The organism is Paenarthrobacter sp. TE3676 (genome assembly GCF_056279165.1).
The window spans coordinates 103,374-126,175 of the sequence record NZ_JBWBQU010000001.1 but is presented as its reverse complement, the minus strand read 5'-3'; the positions used below and the strand labels follow the sequence as shown (position 1 = coordinate 126,175).

The following is a 22,802-nucleotide window of genomic DNA, read 5'->3' as shown; positions in this document are numbered from 1 at the left end:
CGGTCCATGCTGCCGTGTGTCTGGAGCAGCCCGATGGCTAAAGCGCCCCGGAAGCTCCCCCAGTACGCGAGGCAAAAGCCACGACGTCCTTCTGAAAAAGGAAAACAATCGCAGCGAACGCCGGAATCAGCATCGCCGCTCCCTGCAACACCAGTCCCCCGGTTACGGTGGGGAAACCAATGGTGAGAACAAACAATTGGGCCACCAAAGCTGCGGCACGCGTCCACCTATAGCCGCGGAACAAGAAGTGGCCTACGGCGAATAGCCACGCAGAGAAGGCCAGCAGCAGCCCAAGAGTGAAGATTGCCCCCCAAAAGGTCAGCACTGGAGCACCCGTCAACAGTTCGAATGCGTACCAAGCAGCTGCCCCGAGGAGGGCGAGGGCTTCAAGCGCTACAACCACTGAGATGATGACGATTCCCAGGGGACGGCGACCAGCACCAAGTCTGTTGGCTGCGAGGCTCGACGACGTATCAGGATTGTCGCTTCCGTCCGGGCCGGACGCGGGTTGGGCAGGGTTTACGGGAGGTCTTGACACACTGGCACACTACCGGACATAGTCATCTAGCAGTGAGGGCACTGGCGGCTGATGTGATGCATCGCTCACGGATTCCGGGCATTTCGACCACTAACACCCCTTGTTTACAAGGCGTTAACATGAAACGCTTGACTCAGACGACCAAGGGGGCCCATGCGGGCCCCTTTCCTTTGGAGCCTCTCGTGAATGTTTTCACAAAAGGCCCTACTAGTTCTCACGAATGGAGTGACTGATCAGCATGGATTGGCGTAATCGCGCAGCCTGCCTCGAAAAGGACCCGGAGCTCTTCTTCCCAGTAGGCAACACGGGACCAGCACTTCTGCAAATCGAGGAAGCCAAAAGCGTCTGCCGCCGCTGCCCCGTCGTAGACACCTGCCTTCAGTGGGCCTTGGAGTCCGGACAAGACGCCGGTGTTTGGGGCGGCATGAGTGAAGACGAACGACGGGCACTTAAGCGTCGCGCTGCACGCGCACGCCGCGCTTCCTAGCCCAAGGACAGTGAAGGCCGCGGACCCTTGGTCCGCGGCCTTCTTCGTTAAGTGCTGCTCGTGAGATTCACGAAACCTGGCTTTGGGAGCTACGCCCGAGCGAGGTTGAGGACGATCTCGACAGCGGTCCCCCCGCCTTCGCGCGGGCTCCACTGAATGGACCCGCCGAGCTCGCTGGTCACGAGTGTACGAACAATTTGCAGGCCCAATCCTTCGGTGTATTGGCCATCCGGCAGGCCCACGCCATCGTCGGCTATAGTCACCGTCAGGAATTCGTCGTTGCCGTCGCCATCTGCCCGATCGGCCAGCAACCATACCGTTCCTGTGCGTCCCTCGAGTCCATGCTCAACGGCGTTGGTGACAAGTTCGTTGATGACCAAGGCCAGTGGGGTGGCAAAATCGCTGGGCAACTCGCCGAACAAACCTGAACGTTCTGTTCGCACTTGCTGGGACGGTGAAGCTACTTCAGCTGACAGCCTGAATTGCCGCCCAATCAGTTCGTCAAAGTCCACACTCTGAGTCAGGCCTTGGGAAAGGGTCTCGTGTACGAGCGCGATGGTGGCCACCCGCCGCATCGCCTGTTCCAGACCCTGCTTGGCTTCGTCGCTGACCATTCGCCGCGATTGCATACGCAGGAGAGCTGCAACGGTTTGAAGATTGTTCTTTACCCGGTGGTGGATCTCCCGGATGGTGGCGTCCTTGGTAACAAGTTCCATTTCCCTGCGACGCAGTTCCGAAACGTCACGGCAAAGGACAAGTGCTCCGAAACGCTGCTGCTCGTCGCGCAGTGGAATGGCCCGAAGTGACAGACTGACACCCCTGGACTCAATCTCGCTGCGCCAAGGCATCCGCCCTGTCACAACCAAAGGCAGCGTCTCGTCCACCATCCGCCGGTCCTTCAGAAGGCCGGCAGTCACCTCTGCCAGTGAACGCCCCTCCAGGGATTCCACTTCCCCCAGTCGACGGAAGGCAGACACGCCATTGGGGCTGGCATACTGCACAATGCCTTCCGCGTCTAGTCTTATGAGCCCGTCACCCACTCGGGGGGCGCCCCGTCGGGAGCCTGTCGGAGATGCGAAGTCGGGCCACAGGCCCAGGGTTCCCATCCGCAAGAGATCATAGGCGCATTGACGATACGTGAGTTCCAGCCTGGATGGCATGCGCGAACTGGACAAGTCCATATGCGATGTCACAACAGCGAGTGTTCTGCCGTTGCGCACCATGGGGACAGCCTCAACACGGAGTGCCATCTCACTGCTCCAGCTTGTTTCACTTGATCGCTCGATAGAGCGACTGTTCCACGCCTTATCCACAATCGGGCGGAGATCCGAGCGGATGCCCTCCCCCACGAAGTCCGCATGGAACACCGTATGCGATGTCGACGGACGGACGTGGGCGAGGGCAATATAGCCGAACTCCGGATGCGGGAACCACAAAGCGAGGTCCGCGAAAGCCAGGTCAGCGACCATCTGCCAGTCACCGACGAGGAGGTGCAGCCATTCGGCATCTCCAGGCCCGAAATCAGCGTGTTCCCTGATGGGGTCTGTAAAGATTGCCACTGCACCTCCATTTGCGACGCCGGGACGGACCCTAGCGTCGAACGATTGACCTCAAGAGCCTTAATGCTACCGACAGTGAAGCCATGTCGTCGGCTTCGAGCGCGTTGACCTCATCAAACATCGTCTTGGCACGTCCCAGCTGTTCGGCATTCTGCCCTTCCCACGCCTTCAGGCGATCCTCAGCCGAGGCGCCGGACTCTGTGGACTCAAGGACGGACGTCGTCATATCCGCCACCGTGGAGTACAAGTCATCACGGAGAGCTGCACGCGCCAATGCCTGCCAGCGGTCATCGCGAGGCAAGGAACTGATTCGTTCCAGCAGCGAATCCACATGGAAGCGGTTGAATACTGTGTAGTAGACGTGTGCAACGTCCTCGACGCCCTCGCTTCCGGTCTGGGCAATCCGTGCGATGTCCAAGAGTGCGTAGCTCTCAAACAGCTCAGCCCACCTGTGCGCAAGATGCTCCGGCAGTCCCCAGGTTCTGGCTTTGTCCAACCAGCCGGAAATTCGGATCTTGTCCTCACCCCGGAGGTAGTCCAGAAGCTTGGCCCTCAGCGGGGCCAACATGGGTTTGAAGGATTCAACAACATCGGAAATAGGCTGTGACCCCATCCCCTGGCCCAGCACCCAGCGTACTGCCCGGTCGAGCAACCGCCGGATGTCCAGATGGACTTCACTCCAGTGTTCGGTGGGGAAGGATGCCGGAAGTGCATTCAGCTCGGCAACCATGGGGTCGAGATCATAGATTTCACGCAGAGCCACGAAAGCCTTGGCAACGGCCACCTCATTGGCCGACGTTTCTTCAATGGCCCGGAAGGCGAAGGTGATGCCCCCCAGATTGATGATGTCATTGGCGACCACAGTGGCGATGATCTCGCGCCGCAGCGGGTGAGTGTCCAATTCAGCGTCGAACTTTTCCCGCAGTTGCTTCGGGAAGTACTCACGGATTGTGTCTGCAAACCATGGATCGTCGGCGAGGTTGCTGTCCCGCAACGCACCAGCCAGCTCGATCTTTGCGTATGCAGCCAGGACCGCCAGCTCGGGAGAGGTAAGTCCCTGGCCCTGTTCCAACCTCGACCGCAGGGTTTCCGTGGTGGGGAGTGCTTCAAGATCACGTTTGAGGTCGGCAGACTTCTCCAGCCAGTCCATGAGTCGCTCGTAACTTGGGCTCCAGTCCGCGACTCGGGTCCGGTCGTTGAGCAGCAGAATGTTCTGGTCGATATTGTCCTGCAGGACAAGCCGTCCCACTTCATCGGTCATGTCAGCGAGGAAGCTGGCTCGTTCGGCGGAGTCAAGTTTGCCGGCCGCGACCATCCGATCCACAAAGATCTTGATGTTGACCTCATGGTCGGAGCAGTCAACACCGGCGGAGTTATCGATCGCGTCCGTATTCAGAATGACGCCTTGCAAAGCGGCCTCGATACGTCCCCGCTGCGTCAATCCCAGGTTTCCGCCTTCGCCCACGACCTTGACCCGCAGATCCCGGCCGTCCACGCGGATAGCGTCGTTGGCTTTGTCGCCCACGGCTGCATGGGTTTCAGTACTAGCCTTGACATACGTGCCAATACCGCCGTTGTAGAGAAGATCTGCCGGGGCCAGCAAAATCGCGCGAAGAAGCTCCGGGGGGCTTAACTGCGTCGTTCCATCCGGCAGGCCCAATGCCTTGCGTACTTGCTCCGAGACCGGGATGGTCTTGGCTTGACGTGGATAGACGCCGCCACCTTCGCTGATAAGGGTGCGGTCATAGTCGTCCCACGAGGATCGGGACAGTTCGAAGAGCCTCTGCCGCTCGGCAAACGATGCAGCAGCATCAGGCGAGGGATCAAGGAAGATGTGGCGGTGGTCGAAGGCGGCCAGCAGCCGGATATGCCGGGAAAGCAGCATGCCGTTGCCGAAGACGTCACCAGACATGTCGCCAACGCCAACTACCGTGAATTCCTCAGTCTGGGTGTCCAGGTCGAGCTCACTGAAGTGCCTCTTGACTGATTCCCAGGCTCCGCGGGCAGTGATGCCCATGGCTTTGTGGTCGTAACCGACTGACCCACCCGAGGCAAACGCGTCACCGAGCCAGAAACCGTATTCGGCGGCAAGCCCGTTGGCGGTGTCGGAGAACGTTGCGGTGCCTTTGTCCGCTGCAACTACAAGGTACGAGTCGTCATCGTCGTGCCGAACAACGTCCGACGGCGGCACCAGCCTCTCGCCGTCTGCTGACGTAACGAGGTTGTCTGTGATGTCCAGAAGGCCGCGAATGAAAGTCTTGTAGCTCTCAATTCCTTCGGCCATCCAAGCAGCCCTGTCTACTGCCGGGTTGGGGAGCTTCTTGGCAAAGAAACCTCCCTTGGCGCCCGTTGGGACAATGACCGCGTTCTTGACGGTCTGCGCCTTAACGAGGCCCAGAATCTCCGTCCGGAAGTCCTCCCGGCGGTCAGACCAGCGAAGGCCACCGCGGGCTACCTTCCCGAAGCGCAAGTGCACGCCTTCAACTCTCGGAGAGTAAACCCAGATCTCGAACATCGGGCGTGGGAAAGGAAGACCTTCAATGGACGTGGGATCCAGCTTGAAGCTGACGTATTCCTTGTTCTGGTAGTAATTAGTCCGGAGAGTCGACTCAATAAGGTTCACGAAAGTACGCAGAACGCGATCGGCATCCAACGTGGCCACCTGCTCGATCGACTCAGCGAGCGCTGCCCGCGCCGCGGCTTGGCGTTCGGGCCGCTTTCCTTCCGGAACGGCGGGGTCGAAGCGTGCAGAGAAGAGCTCATTGAGTCCACGTGCAACATCGGGGTTGCCCAGCAAGGTATCTGCAATGAATCCGAAGGAATTGGTGTTGCCCATTTGCCGCATGTACTTGGCGTAGGCACGGAGTACCACCACTTGACGCCAATGTATGCCTTCACGGAGAACCAGCCGGTCAAAGTTGTCTGATTCGACAGCACCCGTGATGGCTGCACCGAAGGAGGCGCCCAGCAGGTCTCCCGTAGCCAGGGGGTCGACGCCCGCGGGGTACTTGAGTCCGAGGTCGTAAAGGAAGAAATCGCGATGATCCGAGGTTTCGATCTCGAACGGCCGCTCATCCAAGACTTCAAGGCCGAGGTTGTGGAAGTAGGGAAGGATTTGGCTAAGGCTCTTGGGCTCCATCAGGTAGAGCTTGACTCGGGCATCCTCCTCCAAGGCCTCACCGGCACCTTCGGGAAGATACACATGGACACCGGGCTTGATTTGCTTGGTGACCCGCCCTGCCCGCTCCGCCTCCGCGCCGTATTTCTCGAAGCGTTCAATGTCCTCCAGAGCGTCTTCCACTTCGTAGTCCACGCGGTACCCCGCGGGAAACGCCTCAGCCCACAGCGCAGACAGAACATCAGCGTCCTCGGCAGACCTGTGCTCACGGAGCACCTCTGCGATACCTTCGCTCCAAGACCGGGACGCACGCATCAGCCGTTGTTCCAGTTCTTTTACGTCAACTTCCGCCAGTTCAGCCGTGCGGGGCAACCTGATCCTGAAGAAGACACGAGCCAATGCGGATTCAGTGATCCGGGCCTCGTAGTCAATGCTTTCGGCGTGGAACGTCTCGCGGAGTTCCTGCTCGATCCGGAGTCTGACGCTGGTGGTGTATCGGTCACGGGGCAGGTAGACCACGGCGGACATGAACCGGCCGTAAATGTCCGGGCGCAGGAACAGCTTGGTCCGCCGTCGCTCCTGAAGTCGCTGGATGCCGGTGGCAGTGGCGGCAAGATCCGGTATCTCGATCTGGAACAGTTCGTCGCGGGGATACGTTTCAAGGATTCCCAAAAGATCTTTGCCCGAGTGGGAGTCAATGGGGAACCCTGCGTTGCGCAGGACGGCATCCACCTTGTCCCGAACGATTGGGATGTTGCGTACCGATCCAGTGTAGGCACTAGTGGCGAAAAGGCCGATGAACCGCCGTTCACCGTTAACGTTGCCCAACGCATCGAAGCTCTTGACGCCGATGTAATCAAGGTAGGCGGGCCGGTGCACAGTGGAACGCGAGTTCGCCTTGGTAATCACCAAGGCACGCTTCTCCCGCGCACGCTTCCGGCCGGCATCCGTGAGGTGCTGGACTTGACGCGTGGTGTCGCCGGCACGCAGGAGGCCGAGGCCGCTGTCTTCACGGAGTTGAAGAACGTCCTCGCCGTTCTCGTCCACGAGGTCGTATTCGCGGTAACCCAGGAATGTGAAGTTTCCGTTGTCCAGCCATCGCAAAAGGTCTTGTGCCTGCCGGAGTTCAGCGACTTGCTCTGGGTGCGTGATGCCGGCCAACGCCTCGGCTAGCTCGAGAGCTTTGCTGCGCATCTTTGGCCAGTCCTCCACCGCCGCCCTGACGTCGCCAAGGACGCGTTGCAGCCCGGCGATCAACTCTTCCCGCGCATCGTCACTTACACGGTCAATTTCAACAGCGATCCATGACTCCATATGCGACGCGTTATCGCCATCGCCCAAGAGGTGGGCAACGCTGGGGAGTGCGGCGGTGTCGCCGCTGGAGATGCCAACGTTGGACGGGACCCTGGAAATACCGCCCAGCTCACCGGACACACGGTCGCGGGTGACCACGAACAACGGGTGCATCACCAAACGGATCGCACAGTTCTGGCGAACAAGTTCTGCATTGACAGAGTCGACGAGGAACGGCATATCGTCCGTGACGATATATACAACGTTTCGCTCGGGTTCGGCGGCGATCTGGACGACGGCATTTCCGGGCCGTCGGGACTGGGCAACGTCCTTGTGCTTTGTGGCCCGCGCTATCAGAAGTTCAGGTGAATACGCACGCGAGTCTTCCTCTGCGAGGTGTTCATAGTAGTCACCGAAGAACCCTTCACGGACAACTGTTGCATCGGACCGATCCTCCACGCTGGATCCTGACGACATCTACAAACGCCTCCATCACATGTTCATTGCTGCGACTCTGCAGCCCACATGGCGAGCCTAGCGCTTAAAGAGGCGCAAAGCTCTGATAGTTCGACCAAACGAATTGCGATTTTGCTGGACGGGCGCACAGACCAAGCTGGCTATCGCCATCCTAAGAGGCGAGTCAGGCGCCACTTCCAGAAGGACTGCACCTGCCAGCAAAGCTGCGTCACACGCCAAAGAGTCTGCCGGAAGGTAGGCGTCCACGCCCGCTCCCGGACCATAGCGGTCCCAGGCGTCACACAGTTGCTGCCTGGGCGAATGACCCACTGCCGAACGCTTCACTTTGTTCAGCACGACACGGGGAGATACTTCCGGAACCGCGGACTCAAGCTCCGCCAGCCCTCTAACCAATCGCGGCACTCCAATGGCATCCGCCGCTCCTACGGCGAACACAACATCAGCCACTTCCAAACTGCGAAGCGTCGCGGCGTTCCGCCGCGGAGCCATGGTGTCAAAGCTGAGCTCTTCATCGGCTTCAAGGCAAAAACCTGTATCCACCACCACATGATCCGCAACTTGCCTTGCCCTTTCGAGGACCATCGAGACAGCCCCCGCCCTTAACTCCGTCCACCGGTCCGCCCTGGTAGTTCCCGTGAGTACCCGAAAGGTACCGGCCTTCGTGTAAACAGGAATGGCCGCCGACTTGAGTGCCTCGATGTCGAGCAAACCCTGGTCCGCCAGCCTGCAGGCCTGGGCAAGACCCGCGGACTCGTCCAGCAGCCCAAGCACCGCTGACACACTTGCCCCATAGCTGTCAGCATCCACGAGGATGACGGACTCGCCGGCTGCGGCCAGCTCCGCCGCGATGTTGACCGCCAGAAGAGTCCTGCCAGGTGCGCCGACCGGTCCCCACACGGCAGTTATCTGGCCTGACCCCCTTGGTGTGTCGTCGACGGATTCCGCCGCAGCCTCCAAAAGCACACCCGCCCCAGGGTCTGCGAATCCTGCGTCCCGACCAGCCAAAGGCTGGCTACGTGGACCTTCGCGGTCCACGGCCTCCGATATTTTGGCCGCCAGGTCCGCGGCATCGATGCCGGTCGAAGCTGTCACGGCGCCTATGGAGTGCAGGCGGTTCGCCTCAGCGGGATCATCGGTCAAGGCAACGATGGAGACGCCGACTGCTCCGAGGCGATCAACCAGTGTGGTGGTCAGTTCCTCGCAACCTTCCGCTACCACAGCCGCCACTGCGAGGCCGCTTTGGCAAGCAGCAATCAGTTCAGATAGCTCTGAACACCGGCGCACCACCGTCACCGGTCCGTGCAGGCGTTCCAACCCGCCGACTACAGCTTCCTGTGCGGAACCAACGGTAACGACAGGAATGCTCACCGAACCACGCCCGCAGGATTCCAAACAACCGATACCTTGGCCTTGTTTGCTTGGGCACCCAGCAATTTTGGCATTTGCTCATCAGTTACCAGCACCATCACCACGGTTGTTTTCGCAGCACCCAACGCAGAAGAGCCGCTGCTCATTCCGGCAATCTCCGCACTGGGCAGAAGTAGCCGCGGTTCCTCAAACGCTTGATTCGAACCCGGCACGGCAACCCAGACATCAACCCTGGTGCCTGGAACGGCCTGAGCGGGCAGCTCTTCCTCCATGGCAATGGCTACTGGCTTACGGTCGACGGCATCGGCAGACCCCAGGCTTGCCTGCGGGACCAGCTGATTCTTTGCTACCCGCTGCAGCGCAACCTTGCCCTCAGCGAAGCCGTGTTGGACTGTGACATAGCTGGGCTCGACTTCATCCAAACGGACCTTGACAATGGATAAGTCCGCTTCCGTGACCACCTGACCTACGGCTATGTCTTCCCGGGCCGAGTAGACCTGCGTAGTCCTGTCGGCCGAACCAAGCAACGCAATGACTCCGGCCACAGACCCCAAAACCAGCAATACGCCGATGAGCAGCCGGGGATCCTTCCACGATGGCTTCTTTAGCCTTGGAGCTGCAACGCCCGCACTCTGACCCATTTTCCTGCTCCCCCACTTTGAGTTATGGCACGGCCGATGGCACCTGCCTCCTCATTCTTACCGGCGTCTTCCACAGCTCCAAAGCCATTGGCCTCAAACAGGCGGTAACTGTGGATAACTACCCCAAAAGTGAACAAGGGTGGCAAAATGAAGCCATGCCCCGATTCCTGACTCTGGCGGATGTCGCCGAACAACTCCAAATCAATTCGCCTCAGGCCTATGCCCTGGTTAGAAGCGGCGAACTGAAGGCCCTACAGGTGGGAGGGCGGGGACAATGGCGCATCGAGGAAAAGATGCTTGAGCAGTACATCGAGGATCGCTACACAGAGGCCGGCCGCATGATCGAAGAGGCGAAGAACAAGGTTCATCAGCCTTAGTTGCCGCTACCCCCTGAAGTCTTGGCTCGCCCCAGAGCAAAGCGCTGCCAATGAACTGAAAGGGATGGTCAGGACAGCGGCTATATTGCCGGCCCGGCGTACTTCACCGTGCGGAACAACTGTGAGGTCGAAATGGTCACGCCCCACCCTGTCTATGACTCCATGCAACTTGTACCCATCGCCCGTCCGCACCTTCAGATGAACTACCAGTTCAGAGCGGTCCTTTGACAGTGCCCTCAGTGCTGAGGCAATCCCTAATGACTGCTGTATCCGTGACGAGGGCTTCAGTGCCAGCCGCCCCAATCCCTGGTAGGAGAGCACAGACGCGAAAGGCACCAGCCACTGTCGCGCACCCTCGGTCAGGACCAGCCACTCGCTGCCCGCATGACCTAGCACTCCTCGGATAACGTTGCCGTCAACCAGAACGATCTTGATTTCGGCACCACCGGCCCCGCGGAGGCGATCGGCCAGATCGATTCCCGCGAGCTCAACCCTGGCCCGATCTGTTATCTCAGATTCCTTCTCCAGGGCACGCCCTGCAGAGAATTGTGCCTCCAGATCACCAAAAAGAGAGTCCCATCTCATGTAGTCAGACTAGGCTGCAGGAAGAAGCAAGGGCAACCCCTCGGTTCGGGAAACATCGCGATTGGACAAGAGGGGGCAAGTATGTTCAAAATAGGTGCAGCAGGTCAAACTGCATCAAATTGCGTCAACTAGAGCTTGGGGGCTTTTGAATGGCACGAACATTGCGGAGAGACTCCGCCCTCGCAGCATCTGTGCTTGGTCTGGGACTGCTCCTGGTTCTTGTAGGAAACCTGCTCCTTGCACAATGGCAAGCTGCGGAGCGACTTAATCACAGGTCCACGTTTGAACATCTTCTCGGTTTTGTTGCCTGCGCTGCCGGGATTGCGATAGTAATTTGGTGGGCACTCTCCTTCTTCATCGCCTTCATGGCGTCGCTACTGCACCATGCAGGGCACAGGAAGCGTGCCGACTCGCTTTCAAAGTTCAGCCCTGGCTTCATGTTGCGAATCGCCGTGGCGCTCATGAGCCTGAACCTTCTGGGCGCAGGGGTCGCTCAAGCGGATACCAGCCCGCCTGAACCAGGTTGGCATCATGCTTCCTCCGGCAACACGGCCCACGCGCAGCCGGCGTGGAAGCCCTCTTCCGTGGAGCGCGCATTCTCCACCCCGGCATCTGTAGACGAAAACGATAAGGCCGGCAGTCCCGCCACTGATCCGCGCTGGCAGCCTCAACCTCCTGTGGTTGATCCAGGACTTCTGAGCCGCCAGTCCACCCGTTCATCGGCACCAGCCGGCGATGCCAGCGTTGTCGTCAAGGGTGGTGACTCGCTGTGGTCCATTGCGGCGTCCAGGATGGGACCCTTCGCAACTGACGTGGACGTGGCACTGGCCTGGCCCAAGTGGTACGCCGCCAACCGTGAAACCATCGGAAGTGACCCAGCAGTGCTGCTTGCCGGGCAGGTTCTGCAGCCACCCTCGCCGGGCTAGCAGTAAAGGGCTCGTGCCCGCCATTTCCACAGACGCGCCCGCTCAGGGGCAGCCTCCACCTATCAAAACCGATTCCTAGCGTCATCCCAGCAGAAGCCACCGAGCAAAGCGTCCCCACGCTGAAGCTCATGTAGTGAATGCCTGAGGTATGACCATGACCGTTGCAACAGCGAACCGACCATCAAGCCGTCGGAGCACAAAACGAACAACCCCGGCTTACGGCCCGGGGGGCCCGGACATCGATGTCCGGCTTGTGGCCAGGAGCATCGCGCAGGCAGCTTTGGAGGTGCTGGCCGGCACCCGTCCGCTGCAACAACTCTCCCGCTTACTGGATTCGGAGTGCTACCTGTCCCTCCAGCATCGGGCAGCCCTCACGCGAAAGCACGCAGCCAGGACCAGGGGCAATCCGCAGCCGCACCTGAGCCCCATGGTCCGCTCTGTTCGGGTCTGTTCAATATCCGAAGCCATTTGCGAGGCAAGCATCGTAGTGGCGGAAGAGCAACGTTGCCGTGCCGTAGCCATGAGGCTGGAGCGGTTGGACGGAGTTTGGCAGGTTACCGTACTGGAAATTGGATAACTTCAACGGCAATATTGCGCCGAGGCAGACAAAAAGGGTGAACCCTGGACCATTAGCCAAGGTTCACCCTTTTCATTACTGCTTTGCGAGACCGGTTCAGCGGCGCTTCTTCTTGGCCTGCTTGCGCTGGTCCTGGCTTGCCGCTTTCGCAGGATTGCCGGAGCGGCCTGAAGCCCGCCCCTCAATCCGCGTCTGGGTTGCTCCGTCTTCACCTGGCGCCGTGTACTGCAGCTGCGCCGGCTTTTCCGGCGCTTGGAGGCCTGCCGCACGGATTTGCGGGTCGTGGTGCTCGGTGTGCGTGCCAGCGGCGTCCGCCACCACCACATCTTCGGCAGGTGTTACCTCAACTTCGAGGTTGTAGAGAAAACCGATGCTCTCCTCACGGATGGCTTCCATCATGCTTTGGAACATCACGAACCCCTCGCGCTGGTATTCCACCAGGGGATCACGCTGGGCCATTGCACGAAGACCGATGCCCTCCTTGAGATAGTCCATCTCGTAGAGGTGTTCCTGCCACTTGCGTCCGAGGACCGAAAGCACAACCCGGCGCTCGAGCTCACGCATGCTCTCAGAGCCGATTGCCTCTTCACGTGCCTGGTAAACGAGCCGGGCATCAGAGAGGATTTCCTCCTTGAGGAATTCCGCAGTGACCCTGGACTTGCCGCCGGCTTCGTCAATGATTTCCTGGGCAGTCACTGTTGCCGGGTACAACGTCTTGAGGTTCGCCCACAGCTGGTTGTAGTCCCAGTCGTCGCCCGATCCTTCAGCAGTAGCGGCGTCAATGAGTGCGTTGATGGTGTCTTCCAGGAAGTATTGGACTTTCTCGTGCAAGTCATCGCCCTCAAGGATCCGACGCCTGTCGCCATAAATGGCTTCACGCTGACGATTGAGCACGTCATCGTACTTGAGGACGTTCTTACGCTGCTCGGCGTTGCGGCCCTCCACCTGGCCTTGCGCGGATGCGATTGCACGGGAAACCAGCTTCGACTCAAGGGCAACATCGTCAGGCACCGAACTGTTCATCAGACGTTCGGCCGCACCTGAGTTGAACAACCTCATGAGGTCATCTGTCAGCGAGAGGTAGAACCGGGATTCGCCGGGGTCGCCTTGCCGTCCGGAACGTCCACGCAACTGGTTGTCGATCCGGCGGGATTCGTGGCGCTCGGTTCCAAGCACGTAAAGTCCGCCAAGGTCCAGAACTTCTTCATGCTCGTCCTTGACTGCCTGTTTGGCTGCGGCAAGTGCCGCCGGCCACGCGGCCTCGTACTCTTCGGAGTTTTCCTCTGGATCAAGGCCGCGCTTGGCAAGTTCGGCAATGGCAGTAAATTCGGCATTGCCGCCGAGCATGATGTCAGTACCGCGGCCAGCCATGTTGGTTGCTACAGTAACCGCGCCCTTTCGCCCGGCCTGCGCCACGATGGACGCTTCCCTTGCGTGGTTCTTGGCGTTCAGTACTTCGTGCCGGATGCCTTCTTTCGCCAAGAGTTTGGAGAGGTACTCACTCTTTTCGACGCTAGTAGTACCTACTAGCACAGGCTGGCCGTGCTCGTGACGTTCGGCGATGTCTTGAACAACAGCATCGAACTTAACCACCTCGTTTTTGTAGACGAGGTCCGGCTGGTCGATACGCTGCATGTCGCGGTTAGTGGGAATGGGAACGACACCGAGCTTGTAGGTGCTCATGAACTCAGCGGCTTCGGTCTCAGCCGTACCCGTCATGCCGGCCAGCTTCGAATACATGCGGAAGTAGTTCTGCAGCGTCACGGTGGCGAGAGTCTGGTTCTCCGCCTTGATCTCGACGTTTTCCTTGGCTTCTATAGCCTGGTGCATGCCTTCGTTGTAGCGCCGCCCGGCAAGGATGCGGCCGGTGTGCTCGTCAACGATCAGGACCTCGCCGTCGAGGATGACGTAGTCCTTGTCCCGCTTGAACAGTTCTTTGGCCTTGATGGCATTGTTGAGGAAGCCAATCAGCGGGGTGTTGGCAGATTCGTAGAGGTTTTGTATTCCCAGGTAGTCCTCAACCTTTTCAATACCGGCTTCCAGCACGCCCACGGTTCGCTTCTTCTCATCGACCTCATAATCGACGTCAGGCTGCAAACGGAGCACGACTTTGGCAAATTCGCTGTACCACCGGTTGGTGTCGCCTTGCGCGGGACCGGAAATGATCAGCGGAGTACGCGCTTCGTCGATCAGGATGGAGTCGACCTCATCCACGATCGCGAAGTTATGGCCGCGCTGGACGAGCTCGCTCGAGTCCCAAGCCATGTTGTCGCGCAGGTAATCGAAGCCGAATTCGTTGTTGGTGCCGTACGTGATGTCAGCGGCGTACTGTTCGCGGCGGACGGTGGGATCCTGGTTGGACAGGATGCAACCACTGGAGAGACCAAGGAACCTGTAGACGCGGCCCATGAGTTCGGACTGGTACTCGGCAAGGTAGTCGTTCACCGTGACAACGTGGACACCCTTGCCCGAAAGAGCGTTAAGGTAGGCAGGCGCTGTAGCAACGAGGGTCTTGCCTTCACCTGTTTTCATTTCCGCGATGTTGCCCAGGTGCAGGGCGGCGCCACCCATCAGCTGCACGTCGAAGTGCCGCATCCCCAAAGTCCTGGACGAGGCTTCCCGCACAGCGGCGAAGGCTTCCGGAAGGAGGGATTCCAGGGATTCGCCGTCTTGGTGACGGGACCTGAGGCGGTCCGTTTCCTCGCGGATTTCAGCGTCCGAGAAGGACTTGAAAGTGTCTTCCAGGGCATTGATGGAATCGGCATAGTTCCGCAGTGTCTTGAGTGTCTTTTTGTCACCCGTGCGGAGAAGTTTTTCGATTAGTGATGCCACGTGAAATTGCTCCCAGTCTCATGCTGCCGAATTCTGGCTGTTTCAGTCTACGGGAGAGACCAGCGCCACGTTGCCGGGTTCCCCTCTGAGCGGACTGCCCGGTTGGACGCATTCTTCCGGCGCAGCATGACCTTTTGCCACCGCCTCGGAAAGCGCTCCGGCAAGGTCCCCGACCGGCCACACCACCACTACCTGAAGGCCGAGCCATGTAGCCATGAGCCTAAGTTCCTGGGCTAGTTCGACGGCGGTGTCCACCGGCGCGTTCATCTCACCAAAAGCGGAGCGCACCAGGAGCTGACCGGATGCCCGGTCCGCTTTTAGGTCCACTCGGGCTACGATGGCGTCCCTGAGCAGGAACGGCAGAACATAGTAGCCAAACCGTCGTTTGGCGGCAGGGGTGTAAATCTCAATCCGGTAATGGAATCCGAACAGTTCCTCGAGTCGCCGTCTTTCGAAGACCAAGGAATCGAAAGGACTCAGCAGCGCCCGGCCCGCGGCCTGTCGTGGCAGCTTGGCATCAACATGCTTGTAGGTTTCCCGGTCCCAGCCCCGAACCACAACAGGCTCAAGGCGGCCGGCACGGACCAAGCGTTGTACAGAGTCTGCACCTGCCTTCAGGGGTGTCCGGAAGTAGTCTGAGAAGCACCTCACCGTGCCAATGCCGTGGGCTCGGGCGGCTGCTTCCATCAGACGATCCAGGGACGCCTCGGCGTCGACTGCGGACGGAGTGACGTGTGGAATGACCCGTGAGGTCAGGGCATACTTGCGTTCAAATTGCGATGTTCGCGAAGCAGCGGAAATCCGACCTTCTTCGAACAGGTGCTCCAGCACTCGCTTGACGATGTTCCAGTTCCAGCCCCAGTTATCACGTTCCGGGTCTTCATCGTGTCCGAGCTTTACAGTCAGTTCGGATGCTGTCATCGGGCGTCCTACGGTGAGGGCGTCGAGGATTCGATCCTCCATATCCTGACGTACGGCCGGATCCAGGCCATGGGCACCCACCCAGGCCCGCTTTTGCCATACGAGCAAGTCCTGAAAGTGCTCCGGTCGGATAAAGCTTGCCTCGTGTGCCCAGTACTCCATCATTTTGCGTGGGTTGCGGCTTGCCATCGATTGGAGGATGAGGGGATCGTAATTGCCCAGTCGGGAAAAGAACGGAAGGTAGTGGCTACGTGCCACCACATTAACAGAATCGATCTGGACAAGCTGTAGTTGGGCAAAGGTCCGGCCCACCGCCCGTGAAGTCACGGAGCCGGCGGGCCGGACCTTTGCCAATCCTTGAGCTGCCAATGCGATCCGCCGTGCCTGTGACAGGCTCAGCGAAGCGGTCATTGAAGTCCCTTCGTGCTTAAGGTGAGGCTTTACTTGGCTGTGGCGGCCTGATCATCGGATCGGTAGGCGTGGATCTTTTCTTCCACTGCTTCCTCGCCGGGCTCGCACGTGGAGTCGAGGGTGATGACACCGTAGGTCCAGCCACTACGCCGATAAACAACCGACGGTGCGTTGGTTTCCTTGTCCAGGAACAGGTAGAAGTTGTGTCCGACGAGCTCCATGTTGTCCACAGCGTCATCAAGGGTCAGCGATGCTGCAGGGAAGACTTTCCGGCGGATCAAGACGGGAGAGTCACCGGCCGGAATGTCGTTCTCGATGTCATAGGGTGAGCGCTCGTCTGCCTGCGGCGCGGACTCTTGGTGGTTGCTTGCCTCTACATAAAGCGGCTCACTCGCACTGGCTGGCTCAAGTGTTGCCGTGGCTTCCCGCACAGCCTTAGGCGTATGGCGGCCGTGGTGCACCTTCTTGCGGTCCTTCGCACGACGAAGCCTCTCAAGCAGCTTGTTGTACGCGAGATCGAATGCAGCAAACTTGTCAGCGGCTGTGGCCTCGGCACGGATAACGGGGCCTCTGCCCAGGACAGTCACTTCAACGGTGAGTTCGCCAGGCGTCTGCCTGGGATTGGTTTCCTTGGAAACCTTGGCGTCAACCCGCTGGACCTTATCCCCCAGCGATTCAATCTTTGAGATTTTTTCGCCGGCATATTCGCGAAAGCGGTCAGAAACTGTGAGATTTCGTCCGCTGATCATGAACTCCATGGTGCCCTCCAATAACTCAGGTGACACGACAACGACGCTGTTGGGGGCTTGTCTGACGGACAGTCGAGCCCCTTTCCGAGCCGCTATCGACAGGTACATCTGTTCTTGGTACCCACAACCGACGTTAGTTCATCGGCACCCGTTATTCATCCTTTAGCCACTTAATTTTTGATTGAGTCTTAATGCCTGCATCAGGTGGTCCTCTGCAGCGACCGAGGCGTAGGCTGGTGGCCTCGTGGCCGCGAGCACAACAGCGCCGGAGACTACCCCGCCGGCAAGGGTAACCGCCCGCGCTGCCTCAGCAAGCGTTGCCCCGGTGGTGAGGACATCGTCAACGAGGATGCATCTCCTGCCCCTCAATTCTTTGCCTCTTCCCCTGCGTACCCTCATGGATCCCCGGACCCGGCGAGCACGTTCGCCTCTTCCCAGCCCCTTTTGACCACCGCTTCCACGTTCCACGGGGATACGTCCCGACACTTCCCCAAAAAGCCGGGCTGCCGCTTCCCGGACGGCTTGTGGGGCAGCCTTAATCACTGACGGATCCCCCCGCCGCTCCAACACGTCAATGACTGGGCAAAAGGGCAGCATCCGGCGCATGCGTATGAAAAAGAGCAGAAGATGCAGAGGGCTGAATCCGCGCCTGCGGTAGGCCTTTCCGCTACTGGGGACAGGGATGAGGCAATAACCGGACCGGCCACCGATGGCAGTCACCACGGCTTTGCCAAGGCAAGGACCCAGAACAGCCGCCAGCCGCCATTGACCGTGATGCTTGAAAGAGAGGAGGCACTTCGCCAGCTCATCCCGGTATGCCCCCGCTGCTACGACTTCGATCTTTGCCGTGCCGTCGACGTCAACCAATGCCGGCGACTGCTGCTCAGCCCTGAACGGCTGCTTGCATAGGTGACGGACCTTCCTTGCACAGCTGCCACAAAGTACCGCGTCTTCCATCTCACAGCAGACACAGTCGACGGGAACCAGCACAGCCAGAAGGTCAACCAGTGCCCCCTGCAGAGCGGCAAGGGCCCTACCCGTTCTTCGTTGGTCCGGGCCACGACGACGCGAACCGCCAGGTTCGGGCGGATCAAGGTCAGGGTCGACATATTGCCGGGTCTGCCGTGCACGGAACCATGAGCTAAGGAAGGTAAAAGTCACTCTTCAGCTTTACCGTCTGGTCTTTCTCGCGGAAGGCACACAGCACGCTATGTGCATAAATAATCGGGTTGAATCCATGGGGCGGAGCCCCTGATACAGAAGTCAGCCTGGAAATGCCGGTTCTGTTGGGCCTTTTAGCTGAAGCTCCCAGCCGTTTCCGACGCGTTGGAAGATGCCGGCAGCCGACTGTCCGTAGATTTGCTCAGCTCCGTTTCCGACGCTGAGGCTGGTCAATCCGTCCCACGGTGCCAACTGCTGCGGTTCACCCGATGCCAGCGACAGCAACTCCGGAACCACCGTCGAAGAGGCCGAACCGGACATCACGGCCACCGTAGAGCCATTGACCCAGGCGCCTTGGTCCGCGGCTGTATTGCTCAGCAGTGTGATGGGAAGCGTGAGGTCCTTCGGAACGCCGTCGGGGTTCCGGACTATGCCCGTAATCTGCACAGCGGACTTACCGTTTGCCTCGGAAATGACCAGCGCCCTGGTCCCCTCCCTCGAGACCCGGAAGTCCTTGACTGTTCGTCCCGTGAGCCAGGCCGGCGTCATGGTGACGCTGGGAACGCCGGTACCCGGGGCTGTGCCTGTGGGCTTGTAAGCCACAACTTCGGCTGCCCCGTTGGCGCCAGGGCCCGCTGTCCACACCCAATCGTTTGGGCTGAAGGAAGGACCAGTGAGGGTACTTCTGGTAGTTAGTTGTCGCGCAGGTTGCCCCGGTTCGATGGAGTAAAGCGTGGTTTTATCGCCGTTGAGGAAAGCGGCTGTTTGGGACACCGGCGACTCAGCGGGCGAGTGCGGCCCCAGACCGGCCACCGATTGAATGTCCGGCAACGGAGTAATCCTGTTGTTCTCGTACCGCACAAGATCGCCGTTGTTTACTGCGATCTGGCGGGCAGGAACGCTCTTGTCCAACACTGGCGGCAAAACAGTACCGTTGTCTTCCACGCGTACCAGGTCCTGATCGGCGCGAAGTTGAACGTTGATGACATCGGGCTGGCTACGGAAGGTCAGCGCCAATTGGTTTTGCATCCTCTGACGGTCCTCCGCAGAGGCGTCGAATAGCTCCTTGGCAGAGAGGTCCACCTGGGCTGCACCGGAGACAACCGGAACAGATTCGCGGGCGAGCTTCATTCCCGATGGGAAGGCACTGACCACTGCCCCGCGCAGGTAGGGGGCGGGGCCGGCAAGCAGGGCACTGGTCATGGACTTCACAGTGTTCTTTTTAATGAACCACCGGTAGTCCGGCACTGCGTAAGTGAACGTCGGGTCATAGAAGTAGATGGGGTTTGCCCCGTAGATAACCTTGAATGTCTCCTCCGGAATGGCCGTACCATCAGGGACCTTGGAGATCCGCCATTCTCCTTCCACCTGCTCAAGCGTTAGTGGAATGGTCTCTTTGGTACCCGGCGGGAACTGGGTCGCAACGCCGTCTGCATCCACCGAATATGCGAGATCGAGTTCGTAGAGGTATTCGTTTTCATCCGCTGCTTTGACTACCTGTGCCTCGCGGAAAACGATCGCACGTTTGTCCGGTTTCCACGTTACAGACTGCGCTTGCGTCAGGTACTGACGAGCCACGGGATAGTCATCCTCGTAGCCGCTGCCAGCCATGTAGAAATCCTCGATCACAGTCTCCGGACTGGAACCGGCGCGCGGTGCAGCAGGGAAAAATACCGGCGCGTTGGGGTTACCGGCGCCTTCGTCTTTGCTCTTGCCGACGGGGCCGGAGCGTGGAATCTGCGCGCAGGAAGCCAGCATGACCATCAGCACAACCAACAGCGCGACGATTGCCCTGGTACGCCCGGGACGCAACGTTCTCACGACTTCTCCCCTGTTCCATCGTCGTCAAGCGCCGGCATCCCGCCAACAGAGGGAGTCGGCTGCGGAGTCTCGCCGGAATCCTGGCCCAGTACCAGCATTTGCCGTTCGCTGGCCGCCCCGGGGAATCCTATGTCCGCAGGTTCCAGCTGAAGCGGAGACTTCACAATGGTGCCTCCTTGCCGCAGTGGAAGCGTCAGTCGGAAGTTGGAACCGGAACCCTTTCGGCCCCAGGCCTGAAGCCAACCGTTATGAAGCTTGGTGTCCTCGGCTGCGATGGAAAGGCCCAAGCCACTTCCTCCGGTGGTCCTGGCGCGTGCAGGATCTGCCCGCCAGAAGCGGTCGAAGACCCTGGCAGCCTCAGCCTGGGTCATTCCGATGCCGTGGTCCCTTACTGACACCGCTACAGCTTCATGATTGGCCGCGACAGATATATGGACAGGCTTGCCTTCACCGTGTTCGAGGGCATTGAGCAGCAAGTTGCGGAGAATGCGGTCGATCCTGCGGGAGTCCATCTCCACGATGATGCTCTTTTGCCGGGCGTTTAGCCGGACTTCCGAGCCGTACTCCGCGGCCACCGGCGCGGCACCTTCCATAACGTGCGAGATCACTTGGAAAATGTCCTGCGGTTCTGCATCCAGCACGGCGGCGCCAGCGTCGAATCGTGAAATCTCCAGCAGGTCCGAAAGCAGCGATTGAAAGCGCTCAACCTGGTGGTACAGCAACTCCGCCGATCTCTTGTTCATGGGATCGAAATCGTCCCGCGCATCGAACAGGACTTCGGCCGCCATTCGTACCGTGGTGAGCGGGGTACGCAGTTCGTGGGAAACATCAGAGACAAAGCGCTGTTGCATCTGCGACAACGTGGCCAACTGGGTGATCTGTTCCTGGAGGCTTGCGGCCATGTGGTTGAAGGAAGCGCCCAATCTCGCCACTTCGTCTTCTCCCTTAACCACCATTCGTTCTTGTAGTTGGCCGGCAGCAAGCTTTTCCGATACGACGGCAGCATGGCTGACCGGACTGACTACGTTACGGGTCACGTACCAGGCAATGGCACCGATCATGAGGACGAGAGCCGCACCGCCTGCCCACAGTACGTTCTGAATCTCGTCCAGTGTTTGCTGGGCGGTATTGAGGTCGTAGATCAGGTATAGCTCGTAAGCCGTTCCGTTGAACGTGACCATGTTTCCGACGGCGATACCGGGCCTGTCCTCGTTCCCCACCGGAAACTGCGTGGAGGCCCAGAATTGCTGCTTGCCACCGCTTTGAACAGCCTTACGCAGCTCGGGAGGAATGACGCGAACCGTCAGCTGGTCCGAAGCGCGCGATTCAACCCAACGGTTACGTGGTTTGGTTTGTTCCGGAGCAGCTTCGAAGACATACCTACGCTGGATGACCGAGCCCCGGCCTTCCACGGCTGTCAAGGTGTCATAGACCAAGGTGATGACGCTTGACTGGTCGGTGACTTGGGCGCCGTCGAACGTGTCCTGGACTTGCTTGACGTTAAAGCGCGACTCGGATTCCGCCTGTGCCAGCCTCTCCTGGAAGAGGTTGTTGGCGATTTGGTTGGACAGGTACGCGCCAACAATGGCGAACGACGTTACAGCGAGCAGCAATGTGGTCAGGACCGTGCGGAACTCCAACGACCGCCGCCATCGCCTCAACAAGGAACGCCAAACGAAGCGCAGCCCTGGTCTTATTTGCCGCACGCCAATGGCGACGAGTCGCGAAACCCGAAGGACCAGGATCAATCCCCGCCGTGTCCAGATCCGCGCCCGGGACAGGACCCAGGAAAGGTCCCTGGCCTCGCGAGCGGACTGATCAGGGGACTTATCGGGTTGCTCAGGGGACGTTTCCGGGGTCTCAGACTCAGCCGGGGTCGCCTGCTGGACACCGGCCGGATCGGGAGTTTTGGGGCCCGGGCCCCCGCCTGCCTCGCCGGTCTTGCCGACCGGGGACTCAGGAACCTGCTTTATATCCGACACCACGCACCGTCAAAACGACCTCGGGCGCTTCCGGATCACGTTCAATCTTTGAGCGCAGACGCTGGACGTGAACATTGACCAGTCGGGTGTCAGCCGCGTGGCGGTATCCCCACACCTGCTCGAGAAGCAATTCGCGGGTGAATACCTGCCACGGCTTGCGTGCCAGCGCTACCAAGAGATCAAACTCCAGGGGCGTCAAGGAGATCCGCTCGCCGCCACGGGTCACCAAATGACCGGCGACGTCGATGGTCACGTCTGCGATACGCAAGGTCTCGGGGGCCTTCTGGTCACCCGGCCGCAACCGGGCCCGGACGCGTGCTACAAGTTCAGCAGGCTTGAACGGCTTGGGCACGTAATCATCGGCGCCGGATTCAAGCCCGCGAACAACGTCTGAAGTATCGGACTTGGCGGTGAGCATGACGATGGGTACATCCGACTCGCCACGGATCTGCCGGCAAACCTCAATGCCATCCGAGCCCGGCAACATCAGGTCCAGCAGCACCAGATCCGGCTTTGAGGAGCGGAAGACCTCCAAAGCCTGGCCGCCGTCTGCGCAGAACACCGGCTCGAAGCCATCGTTGCGCAGAACGATTCCAATCATCTCTGCGAGTGCTTCGTCGTCGTCAACTACCAGAATGCGTGCCTTCATAGTTATATATTCCCTTATCACCAAGTCTTTGTCCCGTTGGGCGCGGCGCACGGCATGGCGCCCCTAAGGCACTTCCACCGTACTGCACCCTGCCGTTGTGCGCCCCGGTGGCAGCATGAGCTACAGGCTATGAGGGACGACGGCGGGACTATAGGCTGGGTGCGAAGGTCCGTGTGGGGGACGTCGGGAGTCGGCGGGCCGGATCTTATGGGGAGGGAATCGTGTCACAACCAGAGCACGGCCAGAATCCGCCGGGCGGTCAGCCCGCCTGGGGAAACCAGCCGCAATGGGGAAATCAACCGCAGTGGGGAAATCAACCGCAGTGGGGAA

General features: G+C 59.7%; 17 protein-coding genes. 5 read left to right on the top strand and 12 right to left on the bottom strand.

Annotated elements, in window-relative coordinates; translation table 11 throughout:
• Positions 1-37: 37 nt before the first annotated feature.
• A complete protein-coding gene (locus tag ACZ881_RS00565; RefSeq protein WP_476111917.1) occupies positions 38-538 on the bottom strand; it encodes a hypothetical protein in 501 nt (166 codons plus the stop codon).
• A 238-nt stretch (positions 539-776) separates the two neighbouring features.
• Here ACZ881_RS00565 and ACZ881_RS00560 point away from each other — a divergent pair, with 238 nt between their 5' ends.
• Complete coding sequence (locus tag ACZ881_RS00560; protein ID WP_015937605.1) at positions 777-1,025, top strand: WhiB family transcriptional regulator; 249 nt, start codon at positions 777-779, stop codon at positions 1,023-1,025.
• An 89-nt stretch (positions 1,026-1,114) separates the two neighbouring features.
• On the opposite strand, the gene ACZ881_RS00555 is transcribed toward ACZ881_RS00560, so the two are convergent.
• From ACZ881_RS00555 to ACZ881_RS00540, 4 genes are read right to left on the bottom strand one after another with little or no spacing between them, the layout of a single operon-like run.
• Positions 1,115-2,584, bottom strand: coding sequence for a sensor histidine kinase (locus tag ACZ881_RS00555; protein ID WP_091468558.1), 1,470 nt, complete (start codon positions 2,582-2,584; stop codon positions 1,115-1,117).
• Positions 2,585-2,615: 31 nt separating this feature from the next.
• Positions 2,616-7,472, bottom strand: a complete 4,857-nt coding sequence (locus ACZ881_RS00550; RefSeq protein ID WP_476111914.1) for an NAD-glutamate dehydrogenase — start codon at positions 7,470-7,472, stop codon at positions 2,616-2,618.
• A 57-nt stretch (positions 7,473-7,529) separates the two neighbouring features.
• A complete protein-coding gene (locus ACZ881_RS00545; protein WP_476111913.1) occupies positions 7,530-8,840 on the bottom strand; it encodes a CpaE/TadZ family protein in 1,311 nt (436 codons plus the stop codon).
• Positions 8,837-9,481, bottom strand: a complete 645-nt coding sequence (locus ACZ881_RS00540; RefSeq protein ID WP_476111911.1) for an SAF domain-containing protein — start codon at positions 9,479-9,481, stop codon at positions 8,837-8,839. The genes ACZ881_RS00545 and ACZ881_RS00540 overlap by 4 nt, the downstream gene beginning before the upstream one ends.
• A 155-nt stretch (positions 9,482-9,636) precedes the next feature.
• Here ACZ881_RS00540 and ACZ881_RS00535 point away from each other — a divergent pair, with 155 nt between their 5' ends.
• Entirely contained in the window at positions 9,637-9,858 is a 222-nt protein-coding gene (locus ACZ881_RS00535; RefSeq protein WP_091468567.1) for a helix-turn-helix domain-containing protein, read from the top strand.
• A 6-nt stretch (positions 9,859-9,864) separates the two neighbouring features.
• Here ACZ881_RS00535 and ACZ881_RS00530 read toward each other — a convergent pair whose 3' ends face one another.
• Positions 9,865-10,443: a hypothetical protein gene (locus ACZ881_RS00530; protein WP_364308781.1), complete on the bottom strand. Its 579-nt coding sequence runs from the start codon at positions 10,441-10,443 to the stop codon at positions 9,865-9,867.
• Positions 10,444-10,592: 149 nt separating this feature from the next.
• Here ACZ881_RS00530 and ACZ881_RS00525 point away from each other — a divergent pair, with 149 nt between their 5' ends.
• Together ACZ881_RS00525 and ACZ881_RS00520 are read left to right on the top strand one after the other, a co-directional pair.
• Positions 10,593-11,369 (top strand): LysM peptidoglycan-binding domain-containing protein, encoded by a 777-nt coding sequence (locus tag ACZ881_RS00525; RefSeq protein WP_476111908.1) that lies wholly within the window; start codon positions 10,593-10,595, stop codon positions 11,367-11,369.
• A 154-nt stretch (positions 11,370-11,523) separates the two neighbouring features.
• The gene (locus ACZ881_RS00520) at positions 11,524-11,946 is read left to right on the top strand and encodes an Rv3235 family protein (protein WP_256870811.1); all 423 of its coding nucleotides are present in this window, start codon (positions 11,524-11,526) and stop codon (positions 11,944-11,946) included.
• Between the two features lie 96 nt (positions 11,947-12,042).
• Here ACZ881_RS00520 and secA read toward each other — a convergent pair whose 3' ends face one another.
• From secA to hpf, 3 genes are read right to left on the bottom strand one after another with little or no spacing between them, the layout of a single operon-like run.
• Positions 12,043-14,778, bottom strand: a complete 2,736-nt coding sequence (secA, locus tag ACZ881_RS00515; RefSeq protein ID WP_091468578.1) for a preprotein translocase subunit SecA — start codon at positions 14,776-14,778, stop codon at positions 12,043-12,045.
• A 42-nt stretch (positions 14,779-14,820) separates the two neighbouring features.
• The gene (locus ACZ881_RS00510) at positions 14,821-16,110 is read right to left on the bottom strand and encodes a winged helix-turn-helix domain-containing protein (protein ID WP_476111907.1); all 1,290 of its coding nucleotides are present in this window, start codon (positions 16,108-16,110) and stop codon (positions 14,821-14,823) included.
• 29 nt (positions 16,111-16,139) lie between these two features.
• The gene (hpf, locus tag ACZ881_RS00505) at positions 16,140-16,868 is read right to left on the bottom strand and encodes a ribosome hibernation-promoting factor, HPF/YfiA family (protein ID WP_026005453.1); all 729 of its coding nucleotides are present in this window, start codon (positions 16,866-16,868) and stop codon (positions 16,140-16,142) included.
• 618 nt (positions 16,869-17,486) lie between these two features.
• Here hpf and ACZ881_RS00500 point away from each other — a divergent pair.
• A complete protein-coding gene (locus tag ACZ881_RS00500; RefSeq protein ID WP_476111905.1) occupies positions 17,487-17,768 on the top strand; it encodes a hypothetical protein in 282 nt (93 codons plus the stop codon).
• Positions 17,769-18,122: 354 nt separating this feature from the next.
• Here the strand turns inward: ACZ881_RS00500 and ACZ881_RS00495 are convergent, their stop codons facing one another.
• From ACZ881_RS00495 to mtrA, 3 genes are read right to left on the bottom strand one after another with little or no spacing between them, the layout of a single operon-like run.
• A complete protein-coding gene (locus tag ACZ881_RS00495; RefSeq protein ID WP_476112643.1) occupies positions 18,123-19,832 on the bottom strand; it encodes an LpqB family beta-propeller domain-containing protein in 1,710 nt (569 codons plus the stop codon).
• 5 nt (positions 19,833-19,837) lie between these two features.
• Positions 19,838-21,826 (bottom strand): MtrAB system histidine kinase MtrB, encoded by a 1,989-nt coding sequence (gene mtrB, locus ACZ881_RS00490; protein ID WP_476111903.1) that lies wholly within the window; start codon positions 21,824-21,826, stop codon positions 19,838-19,840.
• Positions 21,798-22,472: an MtrAB system response regulator MtrA gene (gene mtrA / locus ACZ881_RS00485; protein ID WP_014922244.1), complete on the bottom strand. Its 675-nt coding sequence runs from the start codon at positions 22,470-22,472 to the stop codon at positions 21,798-21,800. Before mtrA ends, mtrB begins: the two co-directional genes overlap by 29 nt.
• Positions 22,473-22,802 lie beyond the last annotated feature (330 nt).

What these genes read in the sequence shown, in the direction of transcription:
- ACZ881_RS00560 (WP_015937605.1), top strand. Translation starts at nt 777, where the DNA reads ATGGATTGGCGTAATCGCGCAGCCTGCCTCGAAAAGGACCCGGAGCTC.
- ACZ881_RS00550 (WP_476111914.1), bottom strand. Translation starts at nt 7,472, where the DNA reads ATGTCGTCAGGATCCAGCGTGGAGGATCGGTCCGATGCAACAGTTGTC.
- ACZ881_RS00540 (WP_476111911.1), bottom strand. Translation starts at nt 9,481, where the DNA reads ATGGGTCAGAGTGCGGGCGTTGCAGCTCCAAGGCTAAAGAAGCCATCG.
- ACZ881_RS00535 (WP_091468567.1), top strand. Translation starts at nt 9,637, where the DNA reads ATGCCCCGATTCCTGACTCTGGCGGATGTCGCCGAACAACTCCAAATC.
- ACZ881_RS00530 (WP_364308781.1), bottom strand. Translation starts at nt 10,443, where the DNA reads ATGAGATGGGACTCTCTTTTTGGTGATCTGGAGGCACAATTCTCTGCA.
- ACZ881_RS00525 (WP_476111908.1), top strand. Translation starts at nt 10,593, where the DNA reads ATGGCACGAACATTGCGGAGAGACTCCGCCCTCGCAGCATCTGTGCTT.
- ACZ881_RS00520 (WP_256870811.1), top strand. Translation starts at nt 11,524, where the DNA reads ATGACCGTTGCAACAGCGAACCGACCATCAAGCCGTCGGAGCACAAAA.
- ACZ881_RS00510 (WP_476111907.1), bottom strand. Translation starts at nt 16,110, where the DNA reads ATGACCGCTTCGCTGAGCCTGTCACAGGCACGGCGGATCGCATTGGCA.
- hpf (WP_026005453.1), bottom strand. Translation starts at nt 16,868, where the DNA reads ATGGAGTTCATGATCAGCGGACGAAATCTCACAGTTTCTGACCGCTTT.
- ACZ881_RS00500 (WP_476111905.1), top strand. Translation starts at nt 17,487, where the DNA reads ATGCAGAGGGCTGAATCCGCGCCTGCGGTAGGCCTTTCCGCTACTGGG.
- mtrA (WP_014922244.1), bottom strand. Translation starts at nt 22,472, where the DNA reads ATGAAGGCACGCATTCTGGTAGTTGACGACGACGAAGCACTCGCAGAG.